The organism is Streptomyces sp. NPDC020958, from assembly GCF_055562175.1.
This window is the reverse complement of the sequence record NZ_JBVHFU010000014.1, coordinates 17,665-43,904: the sequence shown is the minus strand read 5'-3', so window position 1 is coordinate 43,904 and position 26,240 is coordinate 17,665. Positions and strand designations below refer to the sequence as shown.

Here is a 26,240-nt window from a genome sequence, read left to right as displayed (position 1 = left end):
CGGGTGCCTTACGCGGCGGTCGCCTGGAGGCGGATTCCGGGTGCTCGCGGCCTGGTACGGCCCTTCGCGTCCGGATCCCGTTGCGCGAGGAAGGCCGTGCGCCGGGCCCGGTCGCGGATCGCCGTACGGACCCGGGTGGGCGGCACGACGGGCGCGGAGCGCGCGGCGAGCAGGCAGCTGACGGCGAGGGCCGAACCGGCGGCGGCGGTCGCGGCGAGCGCGACGGTGGTGAAGAGGCTGCCGGAGTCGAGCAGCAGCAGATCGAACAGGACGAGCAGGAGCAGGGCGACGGAACGCGAGGCCAAGGCCCGGCGGCCGTATACGCGCATGTCAACTCCCCTCTCCTCACCGAACTTTATACGAGACCAGTTTCCCCCACACCACCATCCGGTACCGCGAGGTGAACTCGGGCGTGCAGGTGGTGAGCGTGATGTAGTACCCCGGCTCCCGGTACCCGTACGACGGTTTCACGATCGAACGCGGTACGGGCCGGACGACCCCGGAGTCCAGGGACGACGTCTGCGGCAGGATCTGGTCGACCGCGTAGGTGTAGGTCCCGGCGTCCGTCTCGACCTCGATCGTGTCCGCGCGCCGCAGCCGGGGGAGGTAGCGGAACGGTTCGCCGTGCGTGTTCCGGTGCCCGGCGAGCGCGAAGTTCCCGGCCTGGCCGGGCTGTTGGGTGCCCGGGTAGTGGCCGACGTACCCGTGGTTGAGCACCTTCGGCTTGCTGACGCCCTCGGCGATCGGCACGCGCAGGCCGAGCCGCGGGATGACGAGGACGGCGTACGCCTGGGAGGCGACGACCCGGGTGGTGTACGAGGTCCCCCGCCGTCCGGTGCCGGCACCGGCGGCCGACGCGGAACCCCCCGGCCCCCCTGTACCCCCCGCGCCCCCCGAACGCCCCTTGACCACGCCACCACGCACGCTCGACCCGTCGCCCTCCCCCCACTCACGCTCCAGCGCCTGCACCTTCCGCTCGGCCCCCTGCTTCGCCTCCCGGTTGGTCCACCACAGCTGGTGCACGACCAGGAGCATCAGCACCACGCCCACGGTGACGAGCAGTTCACCTCCGGTCCACAGCACCCGCCGCCCCACCCGCCCTCGCCCCACCCGCCCTCGCGCCACCCGCCGTCGCCGCACCGGCCACCGCCGGTCACCGTGCCCCACGACCCACCGCACCGCACACCTCCCGCCACCCCGCAGCCCGCCGGTTGGGCCCGCACGATAGGACGACCGCGACCAAGTCACCAGAGCTACCGCAACCCCCGCCCGAGCCCCACCCCCCAACCCCTTCCTCCACCGCTTTTAGAAAGCACTGCCACAACTCTCGACAACCCCACACGCCACACCTGATGCTTCGTGTTGGCATGCGGGGGGACGAGTCGACGCCGGTTCGGGAACCGGTGTTTGAGCCGCACGGAGAGGTTGAGAAGCAGCCATGATCCGACGCAGAACACTCCTGGCCGCCGCCGGAGGCGGCCTCCTGGGCAGCGCCCTGGCCACCGGCACGGCCCGCGCCGACGCGACGATCACCGTCAGCCCGTCGACGTCATGGGGCACCTGGGAGGGCTGGGGCACGTCCCTCGCCTGGTGGGGCAACGTCTTCGGCACCCGCGACGACTTCGCCGACATCTTCTTCACCACCAAGTCGACGACGTACAACAGCACTTCACTCCCGGGCCTGGGCCTGAACATCGCCCGCTACAACCTGGGCGCGTGCAGCTGGAACACCGTGAACGGCGAGAGCATGGTCGCCTCCGCCAACATCCCCGCGTTCAAGCAGATCGAGGGTTACTGGCAGGACTGGAACAACGAGGACCCCACCTCCTCGGCCTGGAACTGGACGGCGGACGCGACCCAGCGCGCGATGCTCGTCAAGGCCGTCAACCGGGGCGCCACCGCCGAGCTCTTCGCCAACTCGCCCATGTGGTGGATGTGCCTGAACCACAACCCGTCCGGCGCCTCGGACGGCGGCAACAACCTCCAGTCCTGGAACTACCGCCAGCACGCCTCCCACCTCGCCTCGGTCGCCCTGTACGCCAAGAACCACTGGGGCGTGAACTTCGCGACGGTGGAGGCCTTCAACGAACCGTCGTCCTCCTGGTGGACGGCGACCGGCACCCAGGAGGGCTGCCACATGGACGCGACCGTCCAGGCGGCCGTGCTCCCCTACCTCCGCAGCGAGTTGAACAGCAGGGGCCTCACCGGCACCAAGATCTCGGCATCGGACGAGACGAGCTACGACCTGGCCCGCACCACCTGGGGCGCCTTCTCCGCCACCACCAAGGGCTACGTGGACCGCGTCAACGTCCACGGCTACCAGGGCTCCGGAGGCCGCCGCGACCTCCTCTACACGGACGTCGTCACGACGGCCGGCAAGGCCCTGTGGAACTCGGAGACCGGCGACAACGACGGCACCGGCTACACCATGGCCTTCAACCTGCTCTACGACTTCCGCTGGCTGCACCCCACCGCGTGGGTCTACTGGCAGGTCATGGACCCGTCCACGAACTGGGCGATGATCTCGTACGACGCGAACACCCTGGCGGCGGGCGCGGTCACCACCAAGTACTACGTGATGGCCCAGTTCAGCCGTCACATCCGCCCCGGCATGAAGATCCTCGACACGGGCGTGAGCAACGCCGTGGCGGCCTACGACTCCTCGGCCAGACGCCTGGTGATCGTGGCCCTGAACACCGCCACCTCCGCCCAGACCTTCACCTTCAACCTCTCCGGCTTCAGCTCGGTGACCGGCGGCACCGGCGGCCTGGTCCCCCGCTGGAACACGGTGACGACGGGCGGCGACGCCTACAAGTCGTACTCGGACACCTATGTCTCCGGAAAGACGGTGGCGGTGTCGCTGCCGGCGAAGGCGGTACAGACCCTCCAGATAGACGGCGTGACGATCTGACCCTGCCCCCCACCCGCCCCGGTGCAGGGGGAACCGCCCCCATCCCCCTGCACCACAACCGACAGCCGCCCCTCCCTCTCTCCACCCCCTCCCGATCCCTCTCTCTCCTTTGTCACCGCCGGGCAGTACCGTGTCGTCCATGCGCCCCGACACGCCTGCCGAGAACGTCGTCGACCACACCGCCGAAGCGGCACGCCTGGAGCGGACCGCCGACCGCTACCCCGAAGACGCCGAAGCCCTCCTCCTCCGGGCCGCGGCCCACCTGGAACTGGCCGACGCCCGCCCCGCCGCCACCGCGCTCTACGACCGCCTCCTCGCCACCCAGGACACCCTGGAGAACGCGCCCCTCGTCCGGGCCCTCAAGGCGTCGAACCTGTGGGAGTACGACCACGAGGCGGAGGCCAGGGCGATCATCGACGGCATCCGTGCCACGGCCCCCCGCGACCCGGCCCCCTGGGTCATCGTCGCCGAATCCCTCGAATCCCACGACGAGCTGGAAGCGGCCCACGACACGTTCACGCAGGCGGCCACCCTCCTCCTGACGGACGTGGCCGAACCCCCCTACGCGACGCACCCGCTGCTCTTCGGCCGCCACCGGGTCCGCCGCATGCTCGGCCTCCCCCACGACGACTGGGACGCCCGCGCCGACACCCTGCACTCGTCCCCCGTCTCCCTGGACGAACTCCACGACCCGAAGCGCGTGTGGTCCCTGGGCTCCGACAACCCCCAGGAGCTGGAGGCAGAAATCTCGCGCCTCCGCGCCGAACTCGGCACCTACCGAGAGGCCCTCTCCCGCCCCTTCCCGGTGGCGGTCCTGCACTGGCCGGCGGAAGAACTGACGGAGCTCCTGTCGGCGTACCCGACCCTGACCACGGAGTACCCCTCCCACCCCGAGCACCTCGCGACCATAGAGTCCTCCCTCCGCGAACTCTCCACCTCCGGCACCCCCAACCTGGGCATCGTCACCGGCACGGTCCCCTCCTACGAGGCCTTCGCCGCCTCCGAGGGCTCCTCCCCCTCCGACACGACCCTCCTCCCCCAGTACGCCACGACCCTGGCAGCCCGAGGCCGCGCCGTGGCCTGGCCCCCACAGCGCACGTCGGACTGCTGGTGCGGCCAGAACCAGCCCTACGACACCTGCCACGGCGCATAGAGGAGACGTCCCTCAGCAAAGCGGCCCGCCGCGGAAACCCTCGGCGGGCCACTCAGCCGTACCGCTCCCTCAGGTGCTGCTCGTGCTGGACGACTGCAGCACCACGCAGGGGGAGTTCCACCACGGCAGCCCGCTCACAACCTGGCCGAGATCGCGCTCGCTGTAGTTCGGTGGCGCCTGAGGGATCCCGGACACTTCCAGCAGGTAGAAGTCCGCGCGGTCCGCCACGACGGAGAGAGCACCGTCCGGGAAGAACCCGAGGTTCAACCGAACCCCACCCTCAGCGCTCACCGAGGGCTCGTACTCCTGCACGGAAAACGCCATCAACGGCCGGCGTGTCGGCGTCCCGTCCCAGTGGAACGACCGCAGGCCATGGGCGATGAGGACCGCACCGTTCCCGACGCTGAACTGCTCCGCGGTACGCATCTCGAAAAGCAGCGCCGCACGATTCGACGTCGGGCACACCCTGCAGTCGAGGAGCTGCGCATCGAACAGAGCGTCGTCGTCCCTGAACGGGTCGCGGTCGACGGGACCTGCGGGCTCATGGCGGTCTCGCCGCGTAAAAATGTCTTCGATCAGAATCATGGGATCGGTAGGTGCCCCTACGGGTCGAGGTCGATAGTGTTCCCGGTCGTCGGAAGCCCACCCAGAGCAAAGAACGTCATCGGGTAACCGTGAGGACGTCCAGGAATCCCCTCCCGGTCACAGCACCACCGGGCGCCCTTCCGACCAACCCGGGTCAGGCGCTGCTCGTCGTGGACGACTGCAGCACGGTACACCGGGAATCCCACCACGGAAGGTCTTGGCGAGCCTCGTGCAGAGGCCGCTCGGGATAGAGCGGTAGAGCTTCCGGGATCCCATCGACCTCAAGGAGATGGAAGTCCGCCGCCTTGCCGCTGACGGAGAGTTCACCGTCGGGGAAAAGACCCATTCGCATCTGCCACATACGCCGGGACGCAGCGGGAGTACTCGACATGATTTTGAAAACGGCAAACATGCGCTCCAGCGGCTCTTCGCTCCATTGGAAGGAGCCCAGTCCGCGGACGACGAGGAGCGCCGCGTTTCCCGTGCGGTACTGCAGAGCGGTGCGCATGTCCAGGAGCAGCCCGGCACGGCCGGTCAGGGGGCACATTCTGCAGTCGAGCAGGCCGACTTCCTGCAGGGCGTCGGGCTCGCGCAGCGGATCCCAGTCGATGCGGTCGGCCGCCCTGCCGTCCTCTGCACCGCTGAAAAGAGCATCGATATATGTCACGGGATCGGTACGTTCCAATACAAGTTGAATGCCGCCAGAGGCTTGGCTAGAGTGCGTTTTCTTCCCTCACATGAAGCGCGCCGGAATGATCTCCAGGCTCCACACATCACCATGCCCCGGGTAGTCTCCACGGACGACATGAGGATCATCCAGGACGTGGACCGAAACCCCGAGAGAACGCGCCTGAAAGATACGGTATCCGGGCGAGCTGTCGATCACTTCCAAGACGCTGCTTCCGGGGGTCCGCTCATACTCCCGCTGGACGTCGCCCCAGCTAGTGAATGGATCGAACTGGACATCCAGTCGTTCGCGAACCTCCTCCCGCAGGTCTTGCAAATGGAGCAGCCTGTGAACTTCCAGGGAAATCGCCTGGCATGCCCAGTCTGGACCTCCACCATACGCCGCCTCGAAGAGGCCGTAGTCTCGCCGAAGAGTCCTGGAGTTCCCACGACCCGTGAAGTCGTCCACGTACGAGAGTGGAACTACAGAATCTGCCGCTTCAGGACTGTCACCGACCCCGAACCCGAGAAGCGAGCCAGTAGAGATCGCGCGGGCGATGAATTCTGCACCCGTCACCCCAGCTCCTCCCATGCCTTGCTCAAGAACTGGAGCTCGAGAGCCTGATTTTCTACGTCCTCCCAATTGTGCGCATTCATCTAATTTTGCGCAACCCTTGCTTTCTGAATCAGATCCTTCCGAAGTTCAGGACTGCTTCCGAGTGTGTCAAGAACCTTCTGAACACTCTTTTCCGACGCCATACCAGTTTTGAGTCGGATCCCCTTGGCACCTAGCCCTCCCCCGTGGCTGAAGACACGAATCTCGTCGGCGCCGACGTAGAAATGCGCTCCCTTCGGCGCCAAGCCGCGTTCACCGCAGTCGCCGTCACCTCCACCGGTCCGGGCTTGGCTCTGATTGGACTCGCGGGCGGCAGGGTCTACCACGCCCCCCAGGACGCAGACGAGAAGTGGTCGAAGCGGAGCGACGTCACCAACCTGCTCGACGCACTCGGCGACGTCACCCAGGTCACCACCGGACAGACCACCGGCGGCGACACGCAGATCGGCGTCGTCTCCGGGACCAAGACCTATCACGCCATCCGCCACTCCGACGACAAGTGGGACGCCACCGAGCAGGTCGTCGGCTACCCCGGAACCCCCAGAGCGTCGCCCTCACCGATAGCGCCGGCTGACAGCCGATGCGGCCAACGCCGCCTGAGCAATGATCATTGCCCAGGCGGTCGGCGCTCCGCAGCACTTGAAACAGTCGCACTCCGCAACCTGATGCCGGGCCCCGCGGTGGAACGTCCCCCCGATCGCGGCGTACGTTCCGCAGTCGATCCGTCACCACATTCCCGGGCGGGAAAGAGCACCACCGGACACTTTTTGAGCCCCTCCTCTCTCCGAACAACCCGCCAGCCGCCACCCCACCCGGCGTGCCCGGACGGTCGACCGCGCCCGCAACCCGGGCCAAGACCGCAGCCCACCCCGGTGGCACACCCCGCCAAGCCGCCCACTTTCCCCGGGCCGCCCGCTCGCTTCTCCCCCGTGCCGGAGCGGCCCGGGTCAAGGGTGGCCCGCAGGGCCATCGGCGCAGCCGACGCGCAGCGCCCTTGAGGCGGGCCGCGGAGGCACGACACTGGCAAAGAAGCGGGCGGTCCCTCTGCCGATGACGCCCACTCCAGTGAGGCGAGTCCTTCTCCGGCTACACGCCGAACCGCCTACGCCGGCAAAATGATCCCGTGCCGAACGTCGCCCCCTCCTCTCTTGCCGTTTCCGCCCGCATGAGCAAGCAGGTGAGCAAGGACACGGAGGCCGAGCTCGCCGTGCGACGGTTGTTGCACGCGGCCGGACTGCGATATCGCGTGGAGTATCCCGTGCCGGGCATGCCCAGGCGACGGATCGACGTGGCCTTCACTCGAGCCAAGGTCGCGGTCCTCATCGACGGCTGCTTCTGGCACGGCTGCCCCGTCCACGCCACGCACCCCAAGTCGAACGCGGAGTGGTGGCGGCAGAAGCTCGAGCGGAACATGGCGCGTGATCTGGAGACCACCGCGCATCTCGAAGCCGTCGGGTGGAACGTCTTGCGGTTCTGGGAGCACGAGGCACCCGAAGACGTTGCCCGGCGGGTCGCTGCGGTAGTGGAACAACGGGGAGCAGAGCTGAGAAGAGGGGGAACCGCCCGATGAGCCAACTGACGTTCGTCGACGTGTGCTCGGGAGCCGGTGGGCTCGCCCTGGGCCTCGAGAGGGCCGGTTTCGAGCCGAAACTGCTGCTGGACGAGGACGCCGATGCCTGCCGTACCCTCCGGACCAACAGACCGAACTGGAACGTGCTCGAAGCCGATCTGCTGGACCTGGATCCCGCTGAGCATCGAGAGTGCTACGACGTGGATCTCCTGTCGGCGGGACCCCCGAGGGTGAAGTCGAACGCCACGGTCACACGGACCGACTCGAGCACCGAGGAGCGGCTGCTGAGGGCCGCTGTCTATCTCGCCCACGCGATCAGGCCCCGGGCGCTGCTGATCGAGAACGTGCCCGGTTTCACGGACCCGAAGAAATTCCGCGGCTTCCACGACTTCGCCCACGCCGAACTGGAGCACCTCGGTTACGGGTTCAGATGGTTCATCCTCAACGCCGCCGACTTCGGAGTACCGCAGGACCGCAGGCAGGGGGTCCTGTTGGCGCTTAAGAGGGAGTGGTTCCCGGCCTTCCTGCAGCCCTCGCGCACCGCGTCGAGACACATACCGGTCGGCGAGGCCCTGGGACCTTCCATGCGATCACACGGCTGGCAGGACGCCGACCGCTGGGCGGCACAGGCGAGGTCCGTGGCGCCGACGTTGGTCGGTGGGTCGAAGAAGCGAGGCGGAGCCGATCTCGGCCCTTCCGGGACCAAACAAAAATGGGCGAGCATGGGCGTCAACGCCCATTCGCTGGGCGACACGATCCCTGGGCCAGACTTTCACTGGGACCCCGCGCTCGGCAGAGAAGGCATGGTGCAGATCACGGTGGACCAAGCGGCCCTCCTCCAAGGCTTTCCCCCGGAATGGGAGATCACCGGCAAGAAGACGGCCCGCTACCGTCAGATCGGTCACGCCTCCCCACCGCCTGTCGGTGAGGCCCTCGGCGCGGCGATCGCCCAGGCACTCCGGTCGTGAACGCAATTTCGCCGGTCAGAGGGCTGAGGACGGAGGCTCACACAGCCCCACGATCGCTACGAAAAAGATCATCACCGCCGGCTACACTCCATCCATGACCCACGCACCTCATCCGTACGCGAACCAGGACTCCCCCGTGATCGTAGATCTTTTCGCGGGACCCGGGGGCCTGGACATCGCGGCCGAGGTGCTAGGAATGCCAGCAATCGGTATCGAATGGGACAAGTCTACGCGAATCACTCGACGTGCTGCCGGCCTCCGCACCACCGAAGTGGGCGACGTCGCGAGGATGAACCCGCTCGATCCTGAGGTCTGTTCGGCCCGCGTCCTCACCGGAGGGCCGCCTTGCCAGACCTATTCGGTGGCCGGAAACCGGGAGGGGCACAAAGCGCTCGACGAAGTGACGGACCTCGCCGAGAAGGTGGGCGAGTGCGACACCCCTGAGGAGTTGGAGAAAGCCTGGGCGGAAGTGGAACGCAGAGCCGTCGAACTCGCGTGGGCCGACGAACGCACCGGACTGGTGCTCCAACCCCTGCGGTGGATCGTCGAGAAGCGGATCAAGTCGGTCCCCTACGAAGTCGTGATACTGGAGCAGGTCCCGACCGTCCTTCCCGTGTGGAAGAAGTACCGCGAAATCCTGCGAGAGCTTGGCTATGACGCCGAATGCGACATCTTCCATACCGAGGAGTACGGGGTACCACAGACGCGTCGCCGCGCGGTGCTGATCGCCCGGCTCCGCGGCGACGGTGACAGCCGGGGCGTGGAGTTTCCACGCATCACCCACCAGCGGTACCACAAGGGGGCACAACGCCTGTCCGCGGCGCGGAAAGAGACCGTTGCACAGCCGGTCGACCCACGACAGAACTCGCTCTTCGACGGTCCGGACTTGCGTCCCCGCCCGGTGCTGCCCTGGGTCTCCATGGGTGACGCACTCAAGGGGTCGCGCTCCACGGACTTTGTCGTCCGCTCCAACTACGGCTCCGGTGGCGACCCCAAAAAGCGGGGGCTCCGCACCTCCGACGCGCCCGCCGCCACCGTCACTGGCAAAGTGCGCCGCAACACGGTGTTCGATCTCAAGGGCTTCAACGCGCAGGGCGAGCCCGAACTGGGAACCGAGCAGGAACGCTTCACGTTCCGCGAGGCCGGCCTGTTGCAGACCTTCCCGGCCGAGTACCCCTGGCGGGGCACCGACGTGGCGCAGCAGATCGGGAACGCCATCCCACCGCTGCTCGCCGTGAACATGCTGTGCGCGGCCCTGCGGCTGGACGAGGGCCACAAGGAGCACGCTGTCGAGGCATTGAGGTCCTGGCAGCCCCCGCAGTCGCAGTAGCGGTGGCAATGGGGGCGGTGATCAGTCGTCCTCCATGTCCTCCGCGCTCGTCTCCTTGCCACGAACAGGCGCGTCCGTGAAGAGCTCCGCGAAGTGGTCCGTGAGGCGCTCCACCGATTCCTCGGGAACCCGTTCTTCGACGGGACCGGCGGGGAGGGAGTGGCGGTGCACGGTGACGCCTGCCTCCCCCTCGTCGATCCAGCTCCGCACGGCGCTGGCGTCCCGCTCCGCGTCCGGAGCGAGCACGTCGTACATCAGGGTCGCGGCCGCCGTGTTGACCGCCTTGGCCAGGGCGTTCGCATCTCGGCCCGTCCGTATGACCCCTCGCTTCAGCAGGCGGACCAGTGCCTGCGCGGTGGGTCGGTGGTCGATGACGTCCAGCCTCAGCACCGTGTTCAGCATGTCCTGGTTGCCGCAGGCGACGACGACAGGTTCGTAGTCGGAGCCGTCACGGAACAGTTCGGCGGACCACCAGAGTCGGGCGAACGCCTGCTTGTGGTACGGGCCCTTGAAATAGCGTGCGTTGACGGCCTTCTTCGATTCGGACAGGTGTCGCCAGACCACGAAGTCGGGGGCGACGCCCAGGGCGAGATAGTTCCACAGGGCGGAGTCTGCGGCCTCCGTGCGACTGAGGCGGAGTGTCGCGTGCAGGCGGGGCGCGAGCCAGGCGTCGGCCTGCGTGGGACGGCCGTCCCGGCACACGTACATGGCGTCCTCGACCAGGTCCCGCACCGCGCGCAATCGCCACCTCGGGCTCTCGGGCAGCGGCTCGGCGGCCTCGTTGAGGGCGATCGCCGGGACGTTGTCCTTCCCCGCCAGGAGGCCGTCCGTGAGGAACCGCACAGCCTCCTCGTCAGGCAGCCGGCCCAGGTGTTCCGGCAGATAATCTGGGGCCTGGGTCATACCTCGTCCTCACGCTTGAGCTTTTCCAGACTGCGTACCGTCTCCGAGAGCGCCCTGGGGACCTCGGCCCTGCGCATCGCCGCGTACTGGATACGCGGTTGCAGCTCGGTCCATCCCGTCGCGCCGGTACGACGGCGGTGCACCTCGCGCAAGGCGTCCTCCAAAGTCCGATCGGGCACGACATCGGGAAGCATCTCCCTTAGTACCTCGCCCTGCCAGCCGTGCGGGAACAGCGGGGTCCCGTCGTCCTCGATGTCCAGGTCGCCGATGGCCGAGTGGAAGACCGCGATCCACACGTCAGCCGCCATCTGAGACACCATCATCTCGTTGACCAATGCCTCGGGGCCCCGGCCCTCGGCTCCGAGGACGTCCGTGATGCCGGCGAAGTCGGTGTTGATGTGCACGGTGGGAAGGGTGCCCGACGCGTTCACGATCCACGGGGCGTCCGTGAACTTCCGCAGCCAGCCAGGTCCCTTCGCAAAGCCGACCTCCTTGATTTCGAAGCTCTGTTCCCGGGTCGGAGTGTCGCCCTTGGCGTCGATGATCCAGTCGTCGGCCGCCTCCGCGATAATCCGTCCCGGTACTCCGTCGACCGTGGCGACCACCTGGATCGTGAGGGCGGCGCGGTCAAAGAGGTCGGCACGCAGTACACGCAGTTCGCCGCGCCACTCGCGTCCGCCCTCCGCCTCGAGGACGAGCTTCGCCGTGACGCGGGTGTTGGTAGCTTTGTCGGTCAGCACGGCGACCACCACGACGTCGGACCACGGGGCGTCCGGGTCGGTGGCCTTGGACGGAATCGTGGCTGAGACGGTCAGCGCGGCTGCCTCCCAATCCTCCGTGTCGGCCAAGCCGAGAGCGACGACCCGCTCGACCACGGAGCGGGCCCGGGAATCGAGCCGCTCGCGCGGCTGCTCAAGTGCCTTGACGCTCGCTGCGTCCACCCGCAGGGAGACCGTGCCGCGCAATCTTTCGTACGGGAACACCTTCATGTCAGCGACTCCCCTTCACCGCTTCGCAGTTCGACGACGAGTCCGCTCAGACTCGTCCTGACGGCGTGGGTCGCGGGGTCGGTCACGCCACGGAAAGTAGCGGAGCGCCCCTCGCCGAAGCTCAGGGCACCTTCCACCACTTGACAGTTGTCCAGGCCTTCGAGCTCCGCCCAAGCGATGGCGGGACGTGGGCCGGATCGCACCTCGAACTTGGCCACCGGAACCAGCCGCCAGGAGTGTCCGCCAGTGGGGATCCGGATCTCGCCGGTCACCTCCCAGGCACCGTCGTCGCGCACCTTGGCATCCAGCTCCTCCAGCGCCGGCAGTGTCGCCGCCAAGGGTCGACGCGCCTTCTTCTGCGCGCCGACGGTCAGTCTGGGCGCCAGCCGCCCGCCGCCCGCCTTGGGCTTCTTCTTGGGACGGCTCACCAGCTCTTTGATCGCCGCGTTGGTGTCCCGGGTGAAGGCCGCGATCCTGCGGTGGGCCGACGGCGAGTAGGTGAGGTTCAACTCCTCGGTCTGACTCCATTTGTTGTGCTCCGGGGGCTCAGCAGCACGGAGGAACTCCTCGGCCTCGCCGGCGAACGGCGCCCGTGGTCCGGCGGCCGTACCGGCCAGCAGGACGGCCTGGAAGGGGGTAACCGACAGCGACAGTCCGGGAACCGCTGCGTCCCGCACTGTCATACGGTTGCCGCGCATCGCCGCGACGCGATTCTGCTTGCCGTCCGCGTCCTCGGCGTCCGTCACGAGGAGCACCGCGCGGTGCTCGCCCTGGGAGGCCCGCCCGCCTCCCTTCACCGGCAGGTTCAGCGGTACGGTGACGGCGGCCACCTGGCCGGACTCTGTCAACTGCTCCACGGTCGTGCCGTCGAAATACGCCTTGAGGGCGCGCGTGCGGGAGGGTTGGGTGACCGTGGGGTCCACACGCTCCTCCGGCAGGACCACCTCTCCGTTGCGCATGGTGCGCACCGAAGCTTCCAGCAGCGGCAGCTGATCACCCCCGCCCGTCATCGCGGCCCAGAAATTCCTGCCCAGCGCCCATACGAGCCTGTGATGCATCCGCACGATGCTGTCGGCATCGTCGCCCTCGTCGCCGTCAGCCACGGGACCGTCGTCCGCGAGACTGGCCACGTCGTGGGCTCCTACGATCAGGAACGACGTCCCGGGATCAGCACTTTCACGAGTCAGGTAGAGGGATTCGGCCTGCTCGTCGTCGGCCCACCAGGAGCGCGCCACGGCGGCTCCCTCCGACTCGGGGTCGGGGCGCCCCAGCCACGCCGGTCCCGCCCAGGGTTTGCCGTGGACCTCACGCCACGGCAGGTCCAGACGTCCGATCAATCGCCGTTCGGTACGGCCCTCGTGCGGTTCGGACAGTGTGGAGTTGATGAGCACAAGGCCCAGTCGACTCGTGGCCCACAGCGTCGCCTTGCCCAGGCCGTACGAACCGCCGGCCGAAGCACCGGACTTGTGACTGTCGAGCTGACGCCTCACCACGGCGGCGAAGCGACCGTCACCGTAGTCGTCCCCCGTCAGACCGGCGGCGTTGTAGTCGTCGACGCGCAGTAGGACGAGCCGGTCCCGCTCGTACATGTCGCGCAGCCCCGCGTCGATGGTCCTTCCGACCTTCTGCTGCTGCGCGGCGGCCGCCTCGAAGTGGGGGAAGAGGTCGTCCCACAGGATGGCCTCGCGGAACTTCGTCAGGGTCTCGCCGGTCAACTCGTGCAGGGTGTAACGCAGGCGGACCGGCAGCCCGTTGTCCCGAAGGCGCTCGTCGAGGCTGTTCTGACCAGTCTCCCGGGCCAGCACAGACACGTCCGCATCGAAGGCGAACGCGGCAGCGTTGCCCAACTCCCGCCCCCCGTCCAGGTGTCCGGGGCGGTGGTACCAGCTGACAGGGGGGCCGGCCTGAGTGTCGCTGGTGCGGGTGTGCACCGTGACCAGATCAGTGTTCAGGGCGCGAGCGATACGTTCGATCGTCTCGGGACGGGGAGTCGCCCTTCCTGTGATCCAGGCCGAGACAGCCGCACGCGTGACGTCGACGGCGCGGGCCAGCTCGGTCTGCGTCAGGTCGGCGAGCTTCAACTGCCGGGCCAGCCATGGACCGAAGTCCTCGCCTGCTTCCACGGTCACCTGCTCTCGGGTCGTGCGCGTACGTTCGGACAGCCAGCACACCCTACCGGGGCATTTGACAGAGAGGCCAGCGTCAAACAGTCTTTGACATCCCTCACTGAGCAGTTGAGTTCGAGGCGCTGGTAGACATAGCCCGTTCCACCCCGATTCGTCCCATTGCGCGCCATCGGGTGACCTCCCCCTTCGAACCCCCTTGCGGACTCTCGACGCAACCGGGTACGGTCCTTTCCGCGGCCCCACCCGCTCGGCGGAGAAGGAAATCCCCGAAGCCTTGGTAGAAGTGCGCCGCCTTCCCTCTTGAGATATTTCCCGACGATTCGCATGCAATCGGCGCGCACCTTCCTACGCATCGCCGCAAGCCATGACCCGAATTGTCACGCGTCTAACAAAAACAATTGCATCGCCTCGATGGAAAGTGCATGTCGCACGACGGAACCACCGTCACCGCGACGGCGTCCGTCCCAACAACCGCGAATGTCACGGTCCGACTCCCCACCGGTCGGACACCCGCTCGACCGACATCCCCACGACGTCGTCCCAACAGGCCGTTTCCCTCCAGGATCGGAGTCCCGTGTCACCCGAACCGAAGCCTGTGCTCGATACCGTGCTCGATCAGTCCTCCCGCGTTCTCCAGACGTACGCCGTCGATCCGGGCCTCGTCCCCGAACACGCGAACGGGGAGCGCCGGATCACCCAGGGCGGATACGGCGACAGGCAGCTCTTCGAGCTCGTGCAGAATGCTGCGGACGAAATCGCCGCCGAGCCCGGCGGCCGCGTCCACGTCGTCCTCACCGAAAAGCATCTCTATTGCGCGAACGAAGGGACCGCCGTCACGCCCGAGGGTGCGGAGACCATTCTCCGGATGAGCATGTCGCGGAAGCGCGGCGGCCAGATCGGTCGTTTCGGAGTGGGCGTGAAATCGGTTCTCGTCGTAACCGACGCCCCCCAGTTCTTCAGCACCACCGGTTGCTTCGGCTTCGACCGGGACTGGGCGCATGAGCGGATCCGTGCCGTGCCCGAAGTCGTCGCCCGGCTCGGGGAGGACTTCGAGACCCCGGTGCTGCGCATGGCTCGGGTGCTGGACGAGGCCGCCGAGCGTGCCGCCGACCCCGTGCTCGACGAACTCATGGGCTGGGCCACCACCGTCGTCCGTCTCCCCTTGCTGGACGGCGCCGCCGAGCGGCTCGCGCAAGACATGCACGGAGGTCAGTCGGCCGGTGTCCGCGAGGAGTTCCCCGCCGGATTCCAGCTCTTCTCGCCGCATGTGGGCAAGGTGGTCCTGGAGGACCGACGTCCGAGACCCGTCGTGCGACGGACGCTCACCGTGCGGCAAGAACAGGAGCTGCACACCGTCCATGAGGAGCGGCCCGGAAGGCCACCGGCCGACCACGCGTGGAAGGTGTTCACGCTCACCCACGAGCCGACCGAGGTCGCGCGTGCCGCCGCCGGTGAGCTGCACGACCGGATATCCATCGACCTCTCGTGGGCCGTGCGCGAGTACCAGAAGGAGGCCAACACCGGTCTGCTCACCTCGCCTCGGGGACGGGGCAGATTCTGGTCGTTCTTCCCGACCAAGTACGAGATGACGCTGAGCGGCATCCTCAACGGGGCCTGGAAGACCAACGAGGACCGGCAGAACCTGCTGGACTCCTCCCCCTTCAACGAGGAGATGATCCGGGTCGCCGCGCGGCTGGTGGTCGAGTCGCTGCCTCGGCTGGCGCCCACCGAGGATCCGGCCGCGTACCTGCCGTTGCTGCCCGGTCGTTCCCGCGAGTCGGAGACCGTGAGCTGGGCTGATCGCTACCTCACCGAGCGGATCTGGGAAGCAACCGCCCATCGCCCGTCGCTGCCGGACCAGGCCGGTGAGCTGCGCGTACCGCGCGACCTGAACGTCCACCCGTCGCTCGGCAAGGACAGCAAATCGCTGCTGCGCTGGCTGACCATGTGGAACGCCTATCCCGGTCGCCCCGCGAACTGGCTGCACCCTTCCGTAGAGGCCAATGACCTTCGTTCGGGCAAGGTGGAGCACGTCCTCAAGGCGGCCAAGCGCGAACGGGCTTCCGTACGGCAGTGGTTGGAGGCTTTGGTTGCCGACGGCACTGCCGAGGCGTCCAAGGCAGCCGTGCGCATCGTCGCCGACATGGTCAAGTCGTCCTCGTCGTACGCGGACGAGGCCCGTACCGCCCGGATCGTGCTGACCGAGGAGCACGGCATGGTGGCCCCGACGCTCGGGAAGGTTTTCCGACGCGTCGACCAGGACGGACTGCGCGAGTCCCTCGTGTACGTCGACACGGCACTCTCCGACGACCCGTCGCTCGCTGGTGCGCTGTCACTGCTCGGCATCCGCGAGGCGGACGTCCGAGGTCGCTTCGTGAGCGTCCTGGAACAGGGATTCACCTCGTACGGTCCCCAGGAGTGGACAAGGTTTTGGGAGCTGCTCCACCAAGCCGGCACCGCCAACCTGTCGCACGAGATCGTGCGACTCGTCCCCAACCCGCTCTCGACCCTTCACGTCCGCACGGCTGGCGGGAGTTCGCGGCCCATGCGGGACTGCCTGCTGCCCGGGCCGGTGGTGACGGCGGAATCGGACCCCACGATCGCTGTGGACACCCGGTTCCACTCCGACGACATGGCCTTCTTCCGCGAGGTCGGTCTACGTGACCGGCCGACGGCCGGTCACCGTCCGGAGGGGGAAGTGTGGTTCGGGCAGTACCGCGAGGCCGGGCACAAGGCGTACTGCTCGAAACTGCCCACCGAGGCGGCTCGGCCGGGACTCGCTCGGATGAGGCTGGAGGGAGCCGCGATCGGCGGGCCGTTGCACCTGTTGCCGCAGCTGTCTCCGGAGGCCCGCGCCAAGTTTCTCACCGCGCTGCCCGAGGAGGCCCTGGTAGACAGCTGGACACTCCAGGTCGGAGCTCAGGTCAGCACTCGTCAGGCGGTGTTCTCGCCGATCCGCTGGATGCTGCGTCGACACGGCCTCGTCCAGACCACACTGGGCCTCCGCTCGATCCCCGAGGCGGTCGGGCCTCAGCTCGACGCCTACGGTGACATCCTTCCGGTCGCGCGGATCACCTCCGAGAAGGCCCGCAAGTTGGGCCTGGCCGACAGTGTCGAGAAGGTCCCGACCGCGTTCTGGACGCAGCTCATGGAGAAGCTCCAGAGCAGCGAGGACGACGCGTTCGTCGGGAACACCTATGTGCTCCTGACCCGGCTGGGGGTGCCCTTCCCCGAGGATTCGCTCACACGCTGCCGCATCGGGGACGAGTGGGGCACGCGCCCCGACGGAGAGATCGCCGTCGCCTCGTCGCAGACGGAGTACCGCGCCCTGCGTGCCGAGAGGCAGCCGGCCCTGCTGACCGCGTCGCCCGGCGACGCCGCCCTGCTGGTCAAGCACTGGGGAATGCTGCCGTACGCCGACGTGATCAGCCGAGAGACCCGGTACGAGCCCGCAGGTGAGCCGATCCCGCTCAAGGAGGCGTACCCGGCGCTGCGCCAGCTGCGTGGTTCGCAGGTGGACCAGTACATGCTCCAGCGGTGCAAGGTCCTCGAGGAGGTGACACGCACCCCCAACGGCATGTGTCCCAGGACGTTGAACAGCAGCCTCCAGGGGGCCACCGTTCTCGTGCTGGAACCCGCCGACGCGCTCGAGGCACTCATGGCCGTGGACCGGGAACTGCGCTGGAACATGGGCGCCGCCGGCTGCCGGCAGGTTCTGGAAGCCCAGCGACGTCAGGAGGAGGACCAGAAGGTCAAGAACACGCTGAAGGCCGTGCGCGAGGCAGACGACGTGGTGTCCAAGCTGCTCCTGCTGCTGGGGGCCGACACCCTGCGGGATCGGCTCCCGACCGGTCTGCTCGACGGTGAGCGCGCCGAGAACGGCGGGGCCGAGCCCGACGGGTATCGCGTCGCGCAGATGGCGTTCAACGCCCATGGTGACAGCGTGCTGCACGAGCACGCCCGCGACCTGCAGAACCTCTACCCCACGCATGCCCCGTCGACATTCCGCGGCTCCTCCAACGCGGTGGCTTTCGTCGCCGACCTCCGTTTCCCCGACTCCTTCGCAGGCTTCCGGGCACCGTCGCTGGAGCCGCGCATCGACGTGGACGGACCGCGCCACTTCCCTCGGCTGCACGACTACCAGGAACGGTTGGCAGCCAATGTGTTCGCCCTGCTGGACCGCATGGTCCCGCAACGCGGCATGCTGTCGCTGCCGACCGGCGCCGGCAAGACGCGGGTGACCGCTGAGGCGGTGATCCGTTGGGTGAAGCAGGTCGGCAAACTCGACGGGCCGATCCTGTGGATCGCCCAGACCGAGGAGCTGTGCGAACAAGCTGTCCAGAGCTGGAAGTTCGTCTGGGAGAAGGTGGGCGCCGAGACACCGCTGGCCATCAACCGGCTGTGGTCGAGCAATGAGGCGGCCCCGGTCGTTGACCGGCCGCAGCTGGTCGTCGCCACCGACGCCAAGCTCCAGCAGCCGAACTGCCTGGCCGCCGACTCGTACGCCTGGCTGCGAAACGCGGCGCTGGTCATCGTCGACGAGGCGCACACAGCCATCACGCCCCGCTACACCGACATCCTGGCCCAGCTGGGGCTGACGGCCTCCCGCACGGAACGTCATCTCCTGGGCCTGACCGCGACACCCTTCCGGAACACCAACCAGGACGAGACGCGCCGCCTGATCAACCGCTTCGGCGCCCGGCGGCTGGACGAGGGCGTGTTCACGAGCGGCGACGCGTACGCCGAGCTGCAGCGCCTCGGGATGCTGGCGCAGGTCGAGCACCGGCTTCTGCAGGGCGGCACCATCACCCTCAACCACGAGGAGAAGCAGCACGCCGAGCAGCTCAGCGTCCTGTCGAGGGCGGCAGAGCAGCGGCTGGCGGACGACCACGACCGCAACAACCGCATCCTGGCAGAGATCTCGGCCATGCCGAAGGACTGGCCGGTGTTGGTTTTCGCCACCTCGGTCGACCACGCCAAGTTCCTGGCAGCGAAGCTCAGGGACCTGGACATCACCGCCTCCGCCGTCGACTCCAACACCTCGCCCCACGATCGGCGCCGCCGCATCGACGACTTCCGGTCGGGCCGCACCCGAGTCCTGACCAACTATGGCGTTCTCACGCAGGGTTTCGACGCGCCGGCCACGCGGGCGGTCGTCGTCGCCCGTCCCGTCTACAGCCCCAACGTGTACCAGCAGATGATCGGACGTGGCCTGCGCGGCCCCCTCAACGGCGGAAAGCCGACCTGTCGGATCCTCAACGTTCGCGACAACATCCGGAACTTCGACACCGCCCTGGCCTTCACCCAGTTCGAGCACCTGTGGAGCAGCAAGTGACCGACGCCTACGGCGACAGCCCCCTGCTCACCGACGAGCAGCGGGCCGTCGTGGAACTCCCCTGGGACACCCGGCTCCTGGTCACCGCGGCGGCGGGATCCGGCAAGACCCACACGGTCGTACGGCGCCTCGACGCACTGGTGGGGCACGAGGACCCGGAGGAGGCGCTGGAGGCCGGCGAGATCCTGGTCCTGAGCTTCTCCCGCGCGGCGGTGCGTGAGCTGCGGGACCGGGTTGCCCGCCACGGCGACCGAGCCCGCCGGGTGCGGGTCCAGACGTTCGACTCGTGGGCGTACCAGCTCCTCGTCCAGGCGTACCCCGACCAGGACTGGGCGTCCCGCAGTTTCGACGAGCGCATCCGCGAGGCCACGTACGCGATCGAGAGGGGCGCGGTGGAGGCCGGTGAGCTCGGGGCCCCTTCGCATGTGGTGATCGACGAGGCACAGGACCTGGTGGGCGACCGTCGGAACCTGGTGGAGACCCTGCTCGACTGCTACCAGCGTTCCTGCGGCTTCACCGTGGTCGGCGACTCCGCACAGGGCATCTACGGCTTTCAGGTCGAACCGGAGGAGCGCGCGGGCGAAACGGACCGGTTCTTCGACTGGCTGCGGGACTCCTACGACGATCTCGTCGAGTTGTCCCTGACGGAGAATTTCCGGGCCAAGACCCCGGAGGCCCGTACGGCACTCGCTCTCGGGCCCCGGCTGCAGCACCTCGCCCGCTCCCCGGAAGGCCAGGAGGCCGCGGCCTCCACGCTCCACGCCGAGTTGCGCGACCTGCTGCACGAGTTGCCGGGCCTCGGTGAACTGGCCGGGGGGTTCGCCCTGGAAGCTTTGAAGGCGTACCCAGGCACGTGCGCGGTGCTGACCCGCGACAACCGGCAGGCCCTCGCCGTCTCGGAACTGCTTTACGAGCATGGGGTCGAGCACATGCTGAAACGCTCGTTGCGGGACCGTCCGGTGCCGTACTGGGTGGCCGAACTGGTGCGTCGCGCCGAGTCGCTGACGCTCGCCGAGGACCGTTTTCTGGAACTGCTCGCCGAGATCCCGCTGTCGGCGGATGTGGATCCGCAGCGCTGTTGGCGTTCGCTGCGCGCCGCGACCCGCCGCACCGGGCGTGGTCTCGTCGACGTGTCCGCCGTACGGCATCTGGTGGCCGAGGGGCGCTTCCCCGACGACCTGGGGGACCCGGAGACCGCTTCACTCGTCGTCTCAACCGTGCACCGGGCCAAGGGCCTGGAGTACGACCGGGTGCTGCTGCTGTCGCCGCAGTCCGTGACGGAGTTGCGCAAGGTGCACAAGGACCTCGACGTGTCCGCCGAGGCTCGGGCCCTGTACGTCGGGATGACGCGGGCGCGAGAGGATCTGTACCACGTGGAACGTCCGGATATCGCTCGTATCCGGCGGCATCACGCCGGCCGCTGGTACGTGGGCGGTTGGTTGAAGTACGAACGCTTCGGCATCGAGGCCACGGCCGGTGACATCCACCGCGAGGAACCGCCCGGCTCGCCGGACTCCGACGGCACCGCCGCCGAGATCCAGACCTACCTGCTGGAGCATGTGCGGCCGGGCGACGCGATGACGCTGCAGCTGCGTCATCCGCTTCCCGCGGGGCCGGACCAGAGCCCGCCGTACGACCTGGTCCACGGCGACCGGGTCGTCGGCGAGGTCTCGGAGCGGTTCCGGCGGGACCTGTACTCGGTGGAGCGCGTCTCGCCCCGGTGGGAGATCAACTGGCCCACCGAGATCGTCGGGTTGCGGGTGGACACGCTGGAGACGGTCGCGGGCAGCTTGGCTGCCGGAGCCAACGCAGGTCTCGGCGACCACGGGGTGTGGATCGCTCCCCGGATCACCGGACTCGGAAGATATCAACGCGGCGAGCGCGCCGGGAAGGATGAAGAATGACGCAGGGCAACAGCCGGCACGCCGAGCACTATCGGGTCCGCGAGGAACTGGTGGCCCGACTGCGCCGCGAGCTTCTCGGACCGGACGTCGAGGCGGGTGACGACCCGGTGGAAGTCCTCACCCAGGACGCCCCGATCAGCCGTTACCCGATCGGTGTGCTGTTCCCGAGGGCGGCGGACCGTGAGGCCGAAGCACGGTTGTCGGAGGACGCCGACGCGCAGAAGGGCACGGTGGACCAGGCACCGCTGCTGAGCAGCGACGACTCCGAGGACGGCAGCAGTGTCTTCGAACCGCCGATGTCGGGCGACCGTCGCCCCTCGACCATGGGACTCACGTTCGCGGTCGAACCGGAAACCGCCCCCGAGATCATCGTCTCCGCCCGAGCCGCCGTGTACGACCCCGTCGACAGCGAGGGCCGGCCCCTGTCCGCGAAGCGTGCCGAGGCCCGGATTACCGGTGCTCAGCGCGAGCACTGGAGGCGCCGGGAACTGGAGCTGCCGGACATCCGGGTCGACGTCACCCGGCCGCAGGGCCGTACCTGGAACCTCGTCGGCGAATCGGTGAAGCTGTACGTCCTCGTACGTCCGGTCCGCCCCGACGCCGGTACCGCCACGATCACCGTCACTCTGATCAACGCACAGGTCGTGAGCGAGCGTGATCTGCAGGACGCGTTCTCCCTGTTCCAGCCCAGCCTCCGGGTCTGGGCGGCCAACGGCACATCCGCATTCGTGGAACGCCCCGCCACGCTGGCCTCGGGAGACGTGGATGTCGCCGCGAGCCGTCTGCTGTACCGCCACGCCCCGACCTTCGCGGTGGGCCACGGCTGCTCGGCTCACTGGGACTGGACGCCGCCGCAGGTCGGTCTCACCGACATAAGGCCTGCGGCGATCGACGAGATCCGCTCCGAGTTCGTGCCCTCCCACGAGGTGCTACTGACCGACTCGAACCCGGAGATCGACGACTCGGCGCTCGGAATGCTCGGCCTGGCCGACGGTACCGATGCCCAGGTACTCGACGCCCTGCGCGGACTGGCCCGAGGTTACGAGCAGTGGATCGACGCCAAGGACACCGAGGCCTCCGCCCTCGCGGGGACCGTCCATGAGGAGGCCGCGCAGGCGCAGCTCGACGCCTGCCGCGAGGCTCTCGGCCGGATGCGGCAGGGCATCCATCTGCTGGCCGAGGAACCGAAGGTCATGGCGGCCTTCAAACTGGCGAACCGGGCCATGGCGCAGCAGCGGGCGCGCAGCGAGTGGGTGAAGAAAGGCCGCGAGGGCGAGCCGAAGCTGTCCGCCCAACGCTGGCGGCCGTTCCAGATCGCCTTCATGCTGCTCTGCCTGAGCGGCATCGCAAACCCGAATCATCCCGACCGCAAGGTCTCGGATTTGCTGTGGTTTCCGACCGGTGGTGGCAAGACCGAGGCGTACCTCGGTCTGATCGCATTCACCACGTTTCTGCGTCGGCTGCGCGGCGGGGCCACGGGCGGGGGTGTCACCGTGCTCATGCGCTACACGCTGCGGCTGCTCACCCTGCAGCAGTTCGAGCGCGCGACCATTCTCATCTGCGCCATGGAGCTGATGCGCCGGAAGGATCCGGCGCAACTCGGGGACGAAGGCATCTCGATCGGCATGTGGGTCGGTAAGTCGGCCACTCCGAACAGGCTGAAGGTGGCCGCCGAACGGCTGGACATGCTGCGCGGCGGGCAGAACCTGCAGAAGGAGAACCCGGTCCAACTGCACGCCTGCCCCTGGTGCGGAACGGCGTTGGACGCCCACCACTACGCGGTGGACGAGGACGAGGTGTGCATGGACGTGCGCTGCCCCGGCCCCGGCTGCGACTTCGCCTCGGGTCTCCCGGTGCACGTCGTTGACGAGACCGTCTACGCGGCTCGTCCGACCCTCGTCATCGCCACAGTAGACAAGTTCGCCTCCATGCCGTGGCGGCAGGAGACCGCCGCGCTGTTCAACCGGGACCGCACGGGCGACGCGACACCGCCCCCGGAACTGATCGTCCAGGACGAACTCCACTTGATCTCGGGCCCGCTGGGTACCTTGACCGGCCTGTACGAGACAGCTGTCGACGCACTCTCCGGCGAACCGAAGGTGATCGCCTCCACGGCGACCATCCGTCGCGCGGCCGACCAGGGACGCAATCTCTTCGACCGCGATGTGCGCCAGTTCCCCCCAGCCGGCCTGGACGCACGTGACTCCTGGTTCGCCGTGGAGACCGACCGAGCGGCCAAGGCCAGCCGCCGTTACGTGGGCCTGCTCGCCCCCGGCACCAGCCAGTCGACGCTGTTGATCCGCACGTACGCGACGCTGCTCCACCAGGCCATGTACTCGGACACCAGTGACGAGGTCCGCGACGCGTACTGGACGCTGGTGGGCTACTTCAACAGTCTCCGTCTGCTCTCGGCCGCCGAACTCCAGGTGAACGACGACGTCGAGGACTACCTACGCCTTCTGGCCGAGCGGGACGGCACGAAAGTGCGGATCTCCACCCGCTACTCGGAGCTGACGAGCCGGGTCGAGGCGAGCCTGATCCCGGCCCGGCTCAAGGAGATCGAGAAACGCTACCCGGACCGGGACGTCCGTGACGTCCTGCTCGCCACCAACATGATCGCAGTCGGTGTCGACGTGGACCGTCTCGGCCTCATGGCAGTGATGGGCCAGCCTCAGACCACCGCCGAGTACATCCAGGCGACCAGCCGCGTGGGCCGCGCCCATCCGGGCCTGGTGGCGGTGATGCTCAACTCGACTCGCTCGCGCGACCGTTCGCACTACGAGAGCTTTCTGCACTTCCATTCCGCGCTCTATCGTGAGGTCGAGTCGACTTCGGTCACACCGTTCTCCGACAGGGCGCGCCACCGCGGCCTGCATGCCGTGATCGTGGCGTTGGTGCGGATCGCCTTCCCCGAGGCCCGGGAGAACGAGGCCGCCGGACGGATCGAGACGTATGTGGACCGTGTGTACGGCGAGATCAAACCACTGCTGATGAGTCGCGTGCAGCACATCGCTTCGGCGGAACGGTCGGACACCTCCGACGCCTTCGACGAATTCGTGGAGTGTTGGCGGGCAGCAGCAGCCGCGCACGGCGGTCTGCTGTACGAACCCCGCGGCAACACCGCTCCCGCGCTGCTCAAACCGTTCGACGACGAGTCCGACGATCCGGACGGTCCCTGGTCCACGATGTGGAGCCTGCGCGACGTCGACGCCGAGTCCGCTCTCTTCCTGGAGGCTTCCCGATGACCCCGCCGCCCAGCAGGCGCCGCCGCGGCTCCGGAGAACCGGGCGCGCGCCGCCTCGCTCTCCCCCGTCGAGGCGCGGTTCGCCGCTCGCAGATGATCACGACATACGGCGTCGGAGGGTTGATCGCCGTCGACAACGAGTCGTTCATCGTCTCCGGCATCGACGACGCCGATCGGATCTGGTCCGACGCCGAATCCCCGAGAATTTATGAGCACAGGCTCGCCCGGGTCCTGGGCGTGAGGCACTTCCGTCTGCCTCCGGCCTCCGACGAGTCGAGTCGGGACGGCGTCCGTGTCCGACGCTTTCCGTTGTGGCACTCGTGCCCTAAATGCGAGTCGTTGCAGCACGTTCGAGGCTTCAACCCGCCCCCGGGCAAGAACGTCTGCGGCGACTGCGAAGACGAGCCGCTCGTGCCGTCCAGATTCGTCGTGGCCTGCGAGAAAGGACACCTGGACGACTTCCCCTACTGGAAGTGGCTGCACCGCAAGAACCGCGAGGAAGGCACGTCCGGCCACTGCGGCGGGCAGATGAGCCTGCGCTTCGACGGCCAGAGCACCTCCCTGCGCTCCATCGTCGTGTCGTGCACGTGCGGCGTGCCGAAGGTGTCCATGGAGGGCGCCTTCCGCCGTTCGGCCCTGAGCGACCTGGGGTTGCGCTGCGAAGGACGGCGTCCCTGGCTCAAGGACGCCCCCGTTGAGTCCTGCACGCAGACGCCGCGCACTCTCCAGCGGGGTTCGTCGGCGGTGTGGCAGCCGGTGCTGAGGTCCGCGCTGTCCATCCCGCCGTGGAGCGGCGGTCTCGCCGCCAAACTCGCGGACCACTGGGACAACCTGCGGGCGTACTCCTCCCGCATGGAGATCGAGATCTACCTCAAGGGTGCTTTCCGGAACGACGACTCCGTCACCGTCGACGCGGTGATGGAACTCCTGGAGGCGGAGCAGCAGGAGGACCCGACCCCCGAGAGTGACGCGCACGCGACTGCGACGAGCCGCTACCAGGCGCTGCGCCGCCAGGAGTACGAGAGCCTCCGCTCCGGCAACGAGCTGGGAGACAAGGGACGCCAGGAGCAGTTCGTCTGTGAACCGCCGGTGTCGAACCCTGCGGCTCTCGCGCCGTTCGGCGTCGCACGGCCGATGTTGGTCAAGCGACTGCGCGAGGTGCGCGCGTTGAAGGCGTTCACGCGCGTGGCGGACCCGGAGTCGGCGTCCGAAGCGCACGAGGCAGCGTTGTCCCTCACGCGGACAGACTGGCTGCCGGCCATGGAGGTGCACGGCGAGGGGGTCTTCATACACCTCGACGAGAAACAACTCGACAAGTGGGTCGGATCGACCTCTGCGGCGACCCGGGTCGAGCGCATACGTACCAGCCACGACCGGATGCTGCGGGAACGCGCCCGTAAGGGAACGGAGCCTGCCGTTTCCCCCGCCACTCCCCGCATGGTGCTGCTGCACACGCTCGCGCACGTGCTGATCAACGAATGGAGTCTGGAGGCGGGTTATCCGTCGGGCGCGTTGCGTGAGCGCCTCTACACGGACGATTCGATGGCCGGTTTCCTGATCTACACGGCGACCAGTGACTCTGCCGGCAGTCTCGGCGGCCTGGTGGCCCAGGGAGAGCCCGAGCGCCTCGTCGAGACACTCGGTGCGGCCCTCCACCGAGCCGCGTGGTGCTCTGCGGACCCGTTGTGCATCGAGGCGGGGGCTTCCGGTTCGGGCGGCGCGAACCTGGCCGCGTGCCACGCCTGCGTGATGCTTCCGGAGACGAGCTGTGAACACAACAACATCCTCCTGGACCGCGCGCTGCTGGTCGGCACCCCGGAGGACCCGGACACAGGATTCTTCGCCGACATACTGAATCCCTGAGACCGACCTGCCATGGCGAAGGCGCCGGCCCCGACCGGCGGCGCCTTCGCCATACTTCGAGAGAGACAACACACCAG

General features: G+C 68.0%; 17 protein-coding genes. 9 read left to right on the top strand and 8 right to left on the bottom strand.

Annotated features, from left to right (window positions below; translation table 11 throughout):
- Positions 1–8: 8 nt before the first annotated feature.
- Together ACZ3KP_RS31605 and ACZ3KP_RS31600 are read right to left on the bottom strand one after the other, a co-directional pair.
- Complete coding sequence (locus ACZ3KP_RS31605; protein WP_358982221.1) at positions 9–329, bottom strand: DUF6412 domain-containing protein; 321 nt, start codon at positions 327–329, stop codon at positions 9–11.
- A 16-nt stretch (positions 330–345) separates the two neighbouring features.
- Entirely contained in the window at positions 346–1,083 is a 738-nt protein-coding gene (locus ACZ3KP_RS31600; RefSeq protein WP_467503602.1) for a class E sortase, read from the bottom strand.
- A 355-nt stretch (positions 1,084–1,438) separates the two neighbouring features.
- On the opposite strand from ACZ3KP_RS31600, the gene ACZ3KP_RS31595 reads away from it, so the two are divergent.
- Positions 1,439–2,911 carry a glycoside hydrolase gene (locus ACZ3KP_RS31595; RefSeq protein WP_467503600.1) on the top strand — a complete coding sequence of 491 codons (1,473 nt, stop codon included), beginning with the start codon at positions 1,439–1,441 and terminating at the stop codon, positions 2,909–2,911.
- 139 nt (positions 2,912–3,050) lie between these two features.
- On the top strand, positions 3,051–4,064 hold the full coding sequence (locus ACZ3KP_RS31590; RefSeq protein ID WP_467503598.1) for a hypothetical protein: 1,014 nt from the start codon (positions 3,051–3,053) through the stop codon (positions 4,062–4,064).
- Positions 4,065–4,133: 69 nt separating this feature from the next.
- Here the strand turns inward: ACZ3KP_RS31590 and ACZ3KP_RS31585 are convergent, their stop codons facing one another.
- From ACZ3KP_RS31585 to ACZ3KP_RS31575, 3 genes are all read right to left on the bottom strand, one after another.
- Positions 4,134–4,649: a hypothetical protein gene (locus tag ACZ3KP_RS31585; RefSeq protein WP_467503597.1), complete on the bottom strand. Its 516-nt coding sequence runs from the start codon at positions 4,647–4,649 to the stop codon at positions 4,134–4,136.
- A 154-nt stretch (positions 4,650–4,803) separates the two neighbouring features.
- On the bottom strand, positions 4,804–5,316 hold the full coding sequence (locus ACZ3KP_RS31580; protein ID WP_467503595.1) for a hypothetical protein: 513 nt from the start codon (positions 5,314–5,316) through the stop codon (positions 4,804–4,806).
- Positions 5,317–5,382: 66 nt separating this feature from the next.
- Positions 5,383–5,892, bottom strand: coding sequence for a hypothetical protein (locus ACZ3KP_RS31575; RefSeq protein WP_467503593.1), 510 nt, complete (start codon positions 5,890–5,892; stop codon positions 5,383–5,385).
- 1,204 nt (positions 5,893–7,096) lie between these two features.
- On the opposite strand from ACZ3KP_RS31575, the gene ACZ3KP_RS31570 reads away from it, so the two are divergent.
- The 3 genes from ACZ3KP_RS31570 to ACZ3KP_RS31560 all read left to right on the top strand — a co-directional run bounded on the left by ACZ3KP_RS31570 (position 7,097) and on the right by ACZ3KP_RS31560 (position 9,799).
- The gene (locus tag ACZ3KP_RS31570) at positions 7,097–7,501 is read left to right on the top strand and encodes a very short patch repair endonuclease (protein WP_467503848.1); all 405 of its coding nucleotides are present in this window, start codon (positions 7,097–7,099) and stop codon (positions 7,499–7,501) included.
- On the top strand, positions 7,498–8,469 hold the full coding sequence (locus ACZ3KP_RS31565; protein WP_467503591.1) for a DNA cytosine methyltransferase: 972 nt from the start codon (positions 7,498–7,500) through the stop codon (positions 8,467–8,469). Before ACZ3KP_RS31570 ends, ACZ3KP_RS31565 begins: the two co-directional genes overlap by 4 nt.
- A 94-nt stretch (positions 8,470–8,563) precedes the next feature.
- Positions 8,564–9,799: a DNA cytosine methyltransferase gene (locus ACZ3KP_RS31560; RefSeq protein WP_467503590.1), complete on the top strand. Its 1,236-nt coding sequence runs from the start codon at positions 8,564–8,566 to the stop codon at positions 9,797–9,799.
- A 21-nt stretch (positions 9,800–9,820) separates the two neighbouring features.
- Here ACZ3KP_RS31560 and ACZ3KP_RS31555 read toward each other — a convergent pair whose 3' ends face one another.
- The 3 genes from ACZ3KP_RS31555 to ACZ3KP_RS31545 are packed head-to-tail and all read right to left on the bottom strand — an operon-like array spanning position 9,821 to position 13,814.
- The gene (locus tag ACZ3KP_RS31555) at positions 9,821–10,702 is read right to left on the bottom strand and encodes a DUF6339 family protein (protein ID WP_467503588.1); all 882 of its coding nucleotides are present in this window, start codon (positions 10,700–10,702) and stop codon (positions 9,821–9,823) included.
- The gene (locus tag ACZ3KP_RS31550) at positions 10,699–11,691 is read right to left on the bottom strand and encodes a hypothetical protein (protein ID WP_467503586.1); all 993 of its coding nucleotides are present in this window, start codon (positions 11,689–11,691) and stop codon (positions 10,699–10,701) included. Before ACZ3KP_RS31550 ends, ACZ3KP_RS31555 begins: the two co-directional genes overlap by 4 nt.
- Complete coding sequence (locus tag ACZ3KP_RS31545) at positions 11,688–13,814, bottom strand: helix-turn-helix transcriptional regulator (RefSeq protein WP_467503847.1); 2,127 nt, start codon at positions 13,812–13,814, stop codon at positions 11,688–11,690. The genes ACZ3KP_RS31550 and ACZ3KP_RS31545 overlap by 4 nt, the downstream gene beginning before the upstream one ends.
- 577 nt (positions 13,815–14,391) lie before the next feature.
- On the opposite strand from ACZ3KP_RS31545, the gene ACZ3KP_RS31540 reads away from it, so the two are divergent.
- From ACZ3KP_RS31540 to drmB, 4 genes are read left to right on the top strand one after another with little or no spacing between them, the layout of a single operon-like run.
- On the top strand, positions 14,392–19,152 hold the full coding sequence (locus tag ACZ3KP_RS31540; protein ID WP_467503846.1) for a DEAD/DEAH box helicase: 4,761 nt from the start codon (positions 14,392–14,394) through the stop codon (positions 19,150–19,152).
- On the top strand, positions 19,149–21,056 hold the full coding sequence (locus ACZ3KP_RS31535) for a UvrD-helicase domain-containing protein (RefSeq protein ID WP_467503584.1): 1,908 nt from the start codon (positions 19,149–19,151) through the stop codon (positions 21,054–21,056). The genes ACZ3KP_RS31540 and ACZ3KP_RS31535 overlap by 4 nt, the downstream gene beginning before the upstream one ends.
- Positions 21,053–24,301, top strand: coding sequence for a helicase-related protein (locus ACZ3KP_RS31530; RefSeq protein ID WP_467503582.1), 3,249 nt, complete (start codon positions 21,053–21,055; stop codon positions 24,299–24,301). The genes ACZ3KP_RS31535 and ACZ3KP_RS31530 overlap by 4 nt, the downstream gene beginning before the upstream one ends.
- Positions 24,298–26,163: a DrmB family protein gene (gene drmB / locus ACZ3KP_RS31525; protein WP_467503581.1), complete on the top strand. Its 1,866-nt coding sequence runs from the start codon at positions 24,298–24,300 to the stop codon at positions 26,161–26,163. Before ACZ3KP_RS31530 ends, drmB begins: the two co-directional genes overlap by 4 nt.
- The last annotated feature ends 77 nt before the right edge of the window (positions 26,164–26,240 follow it).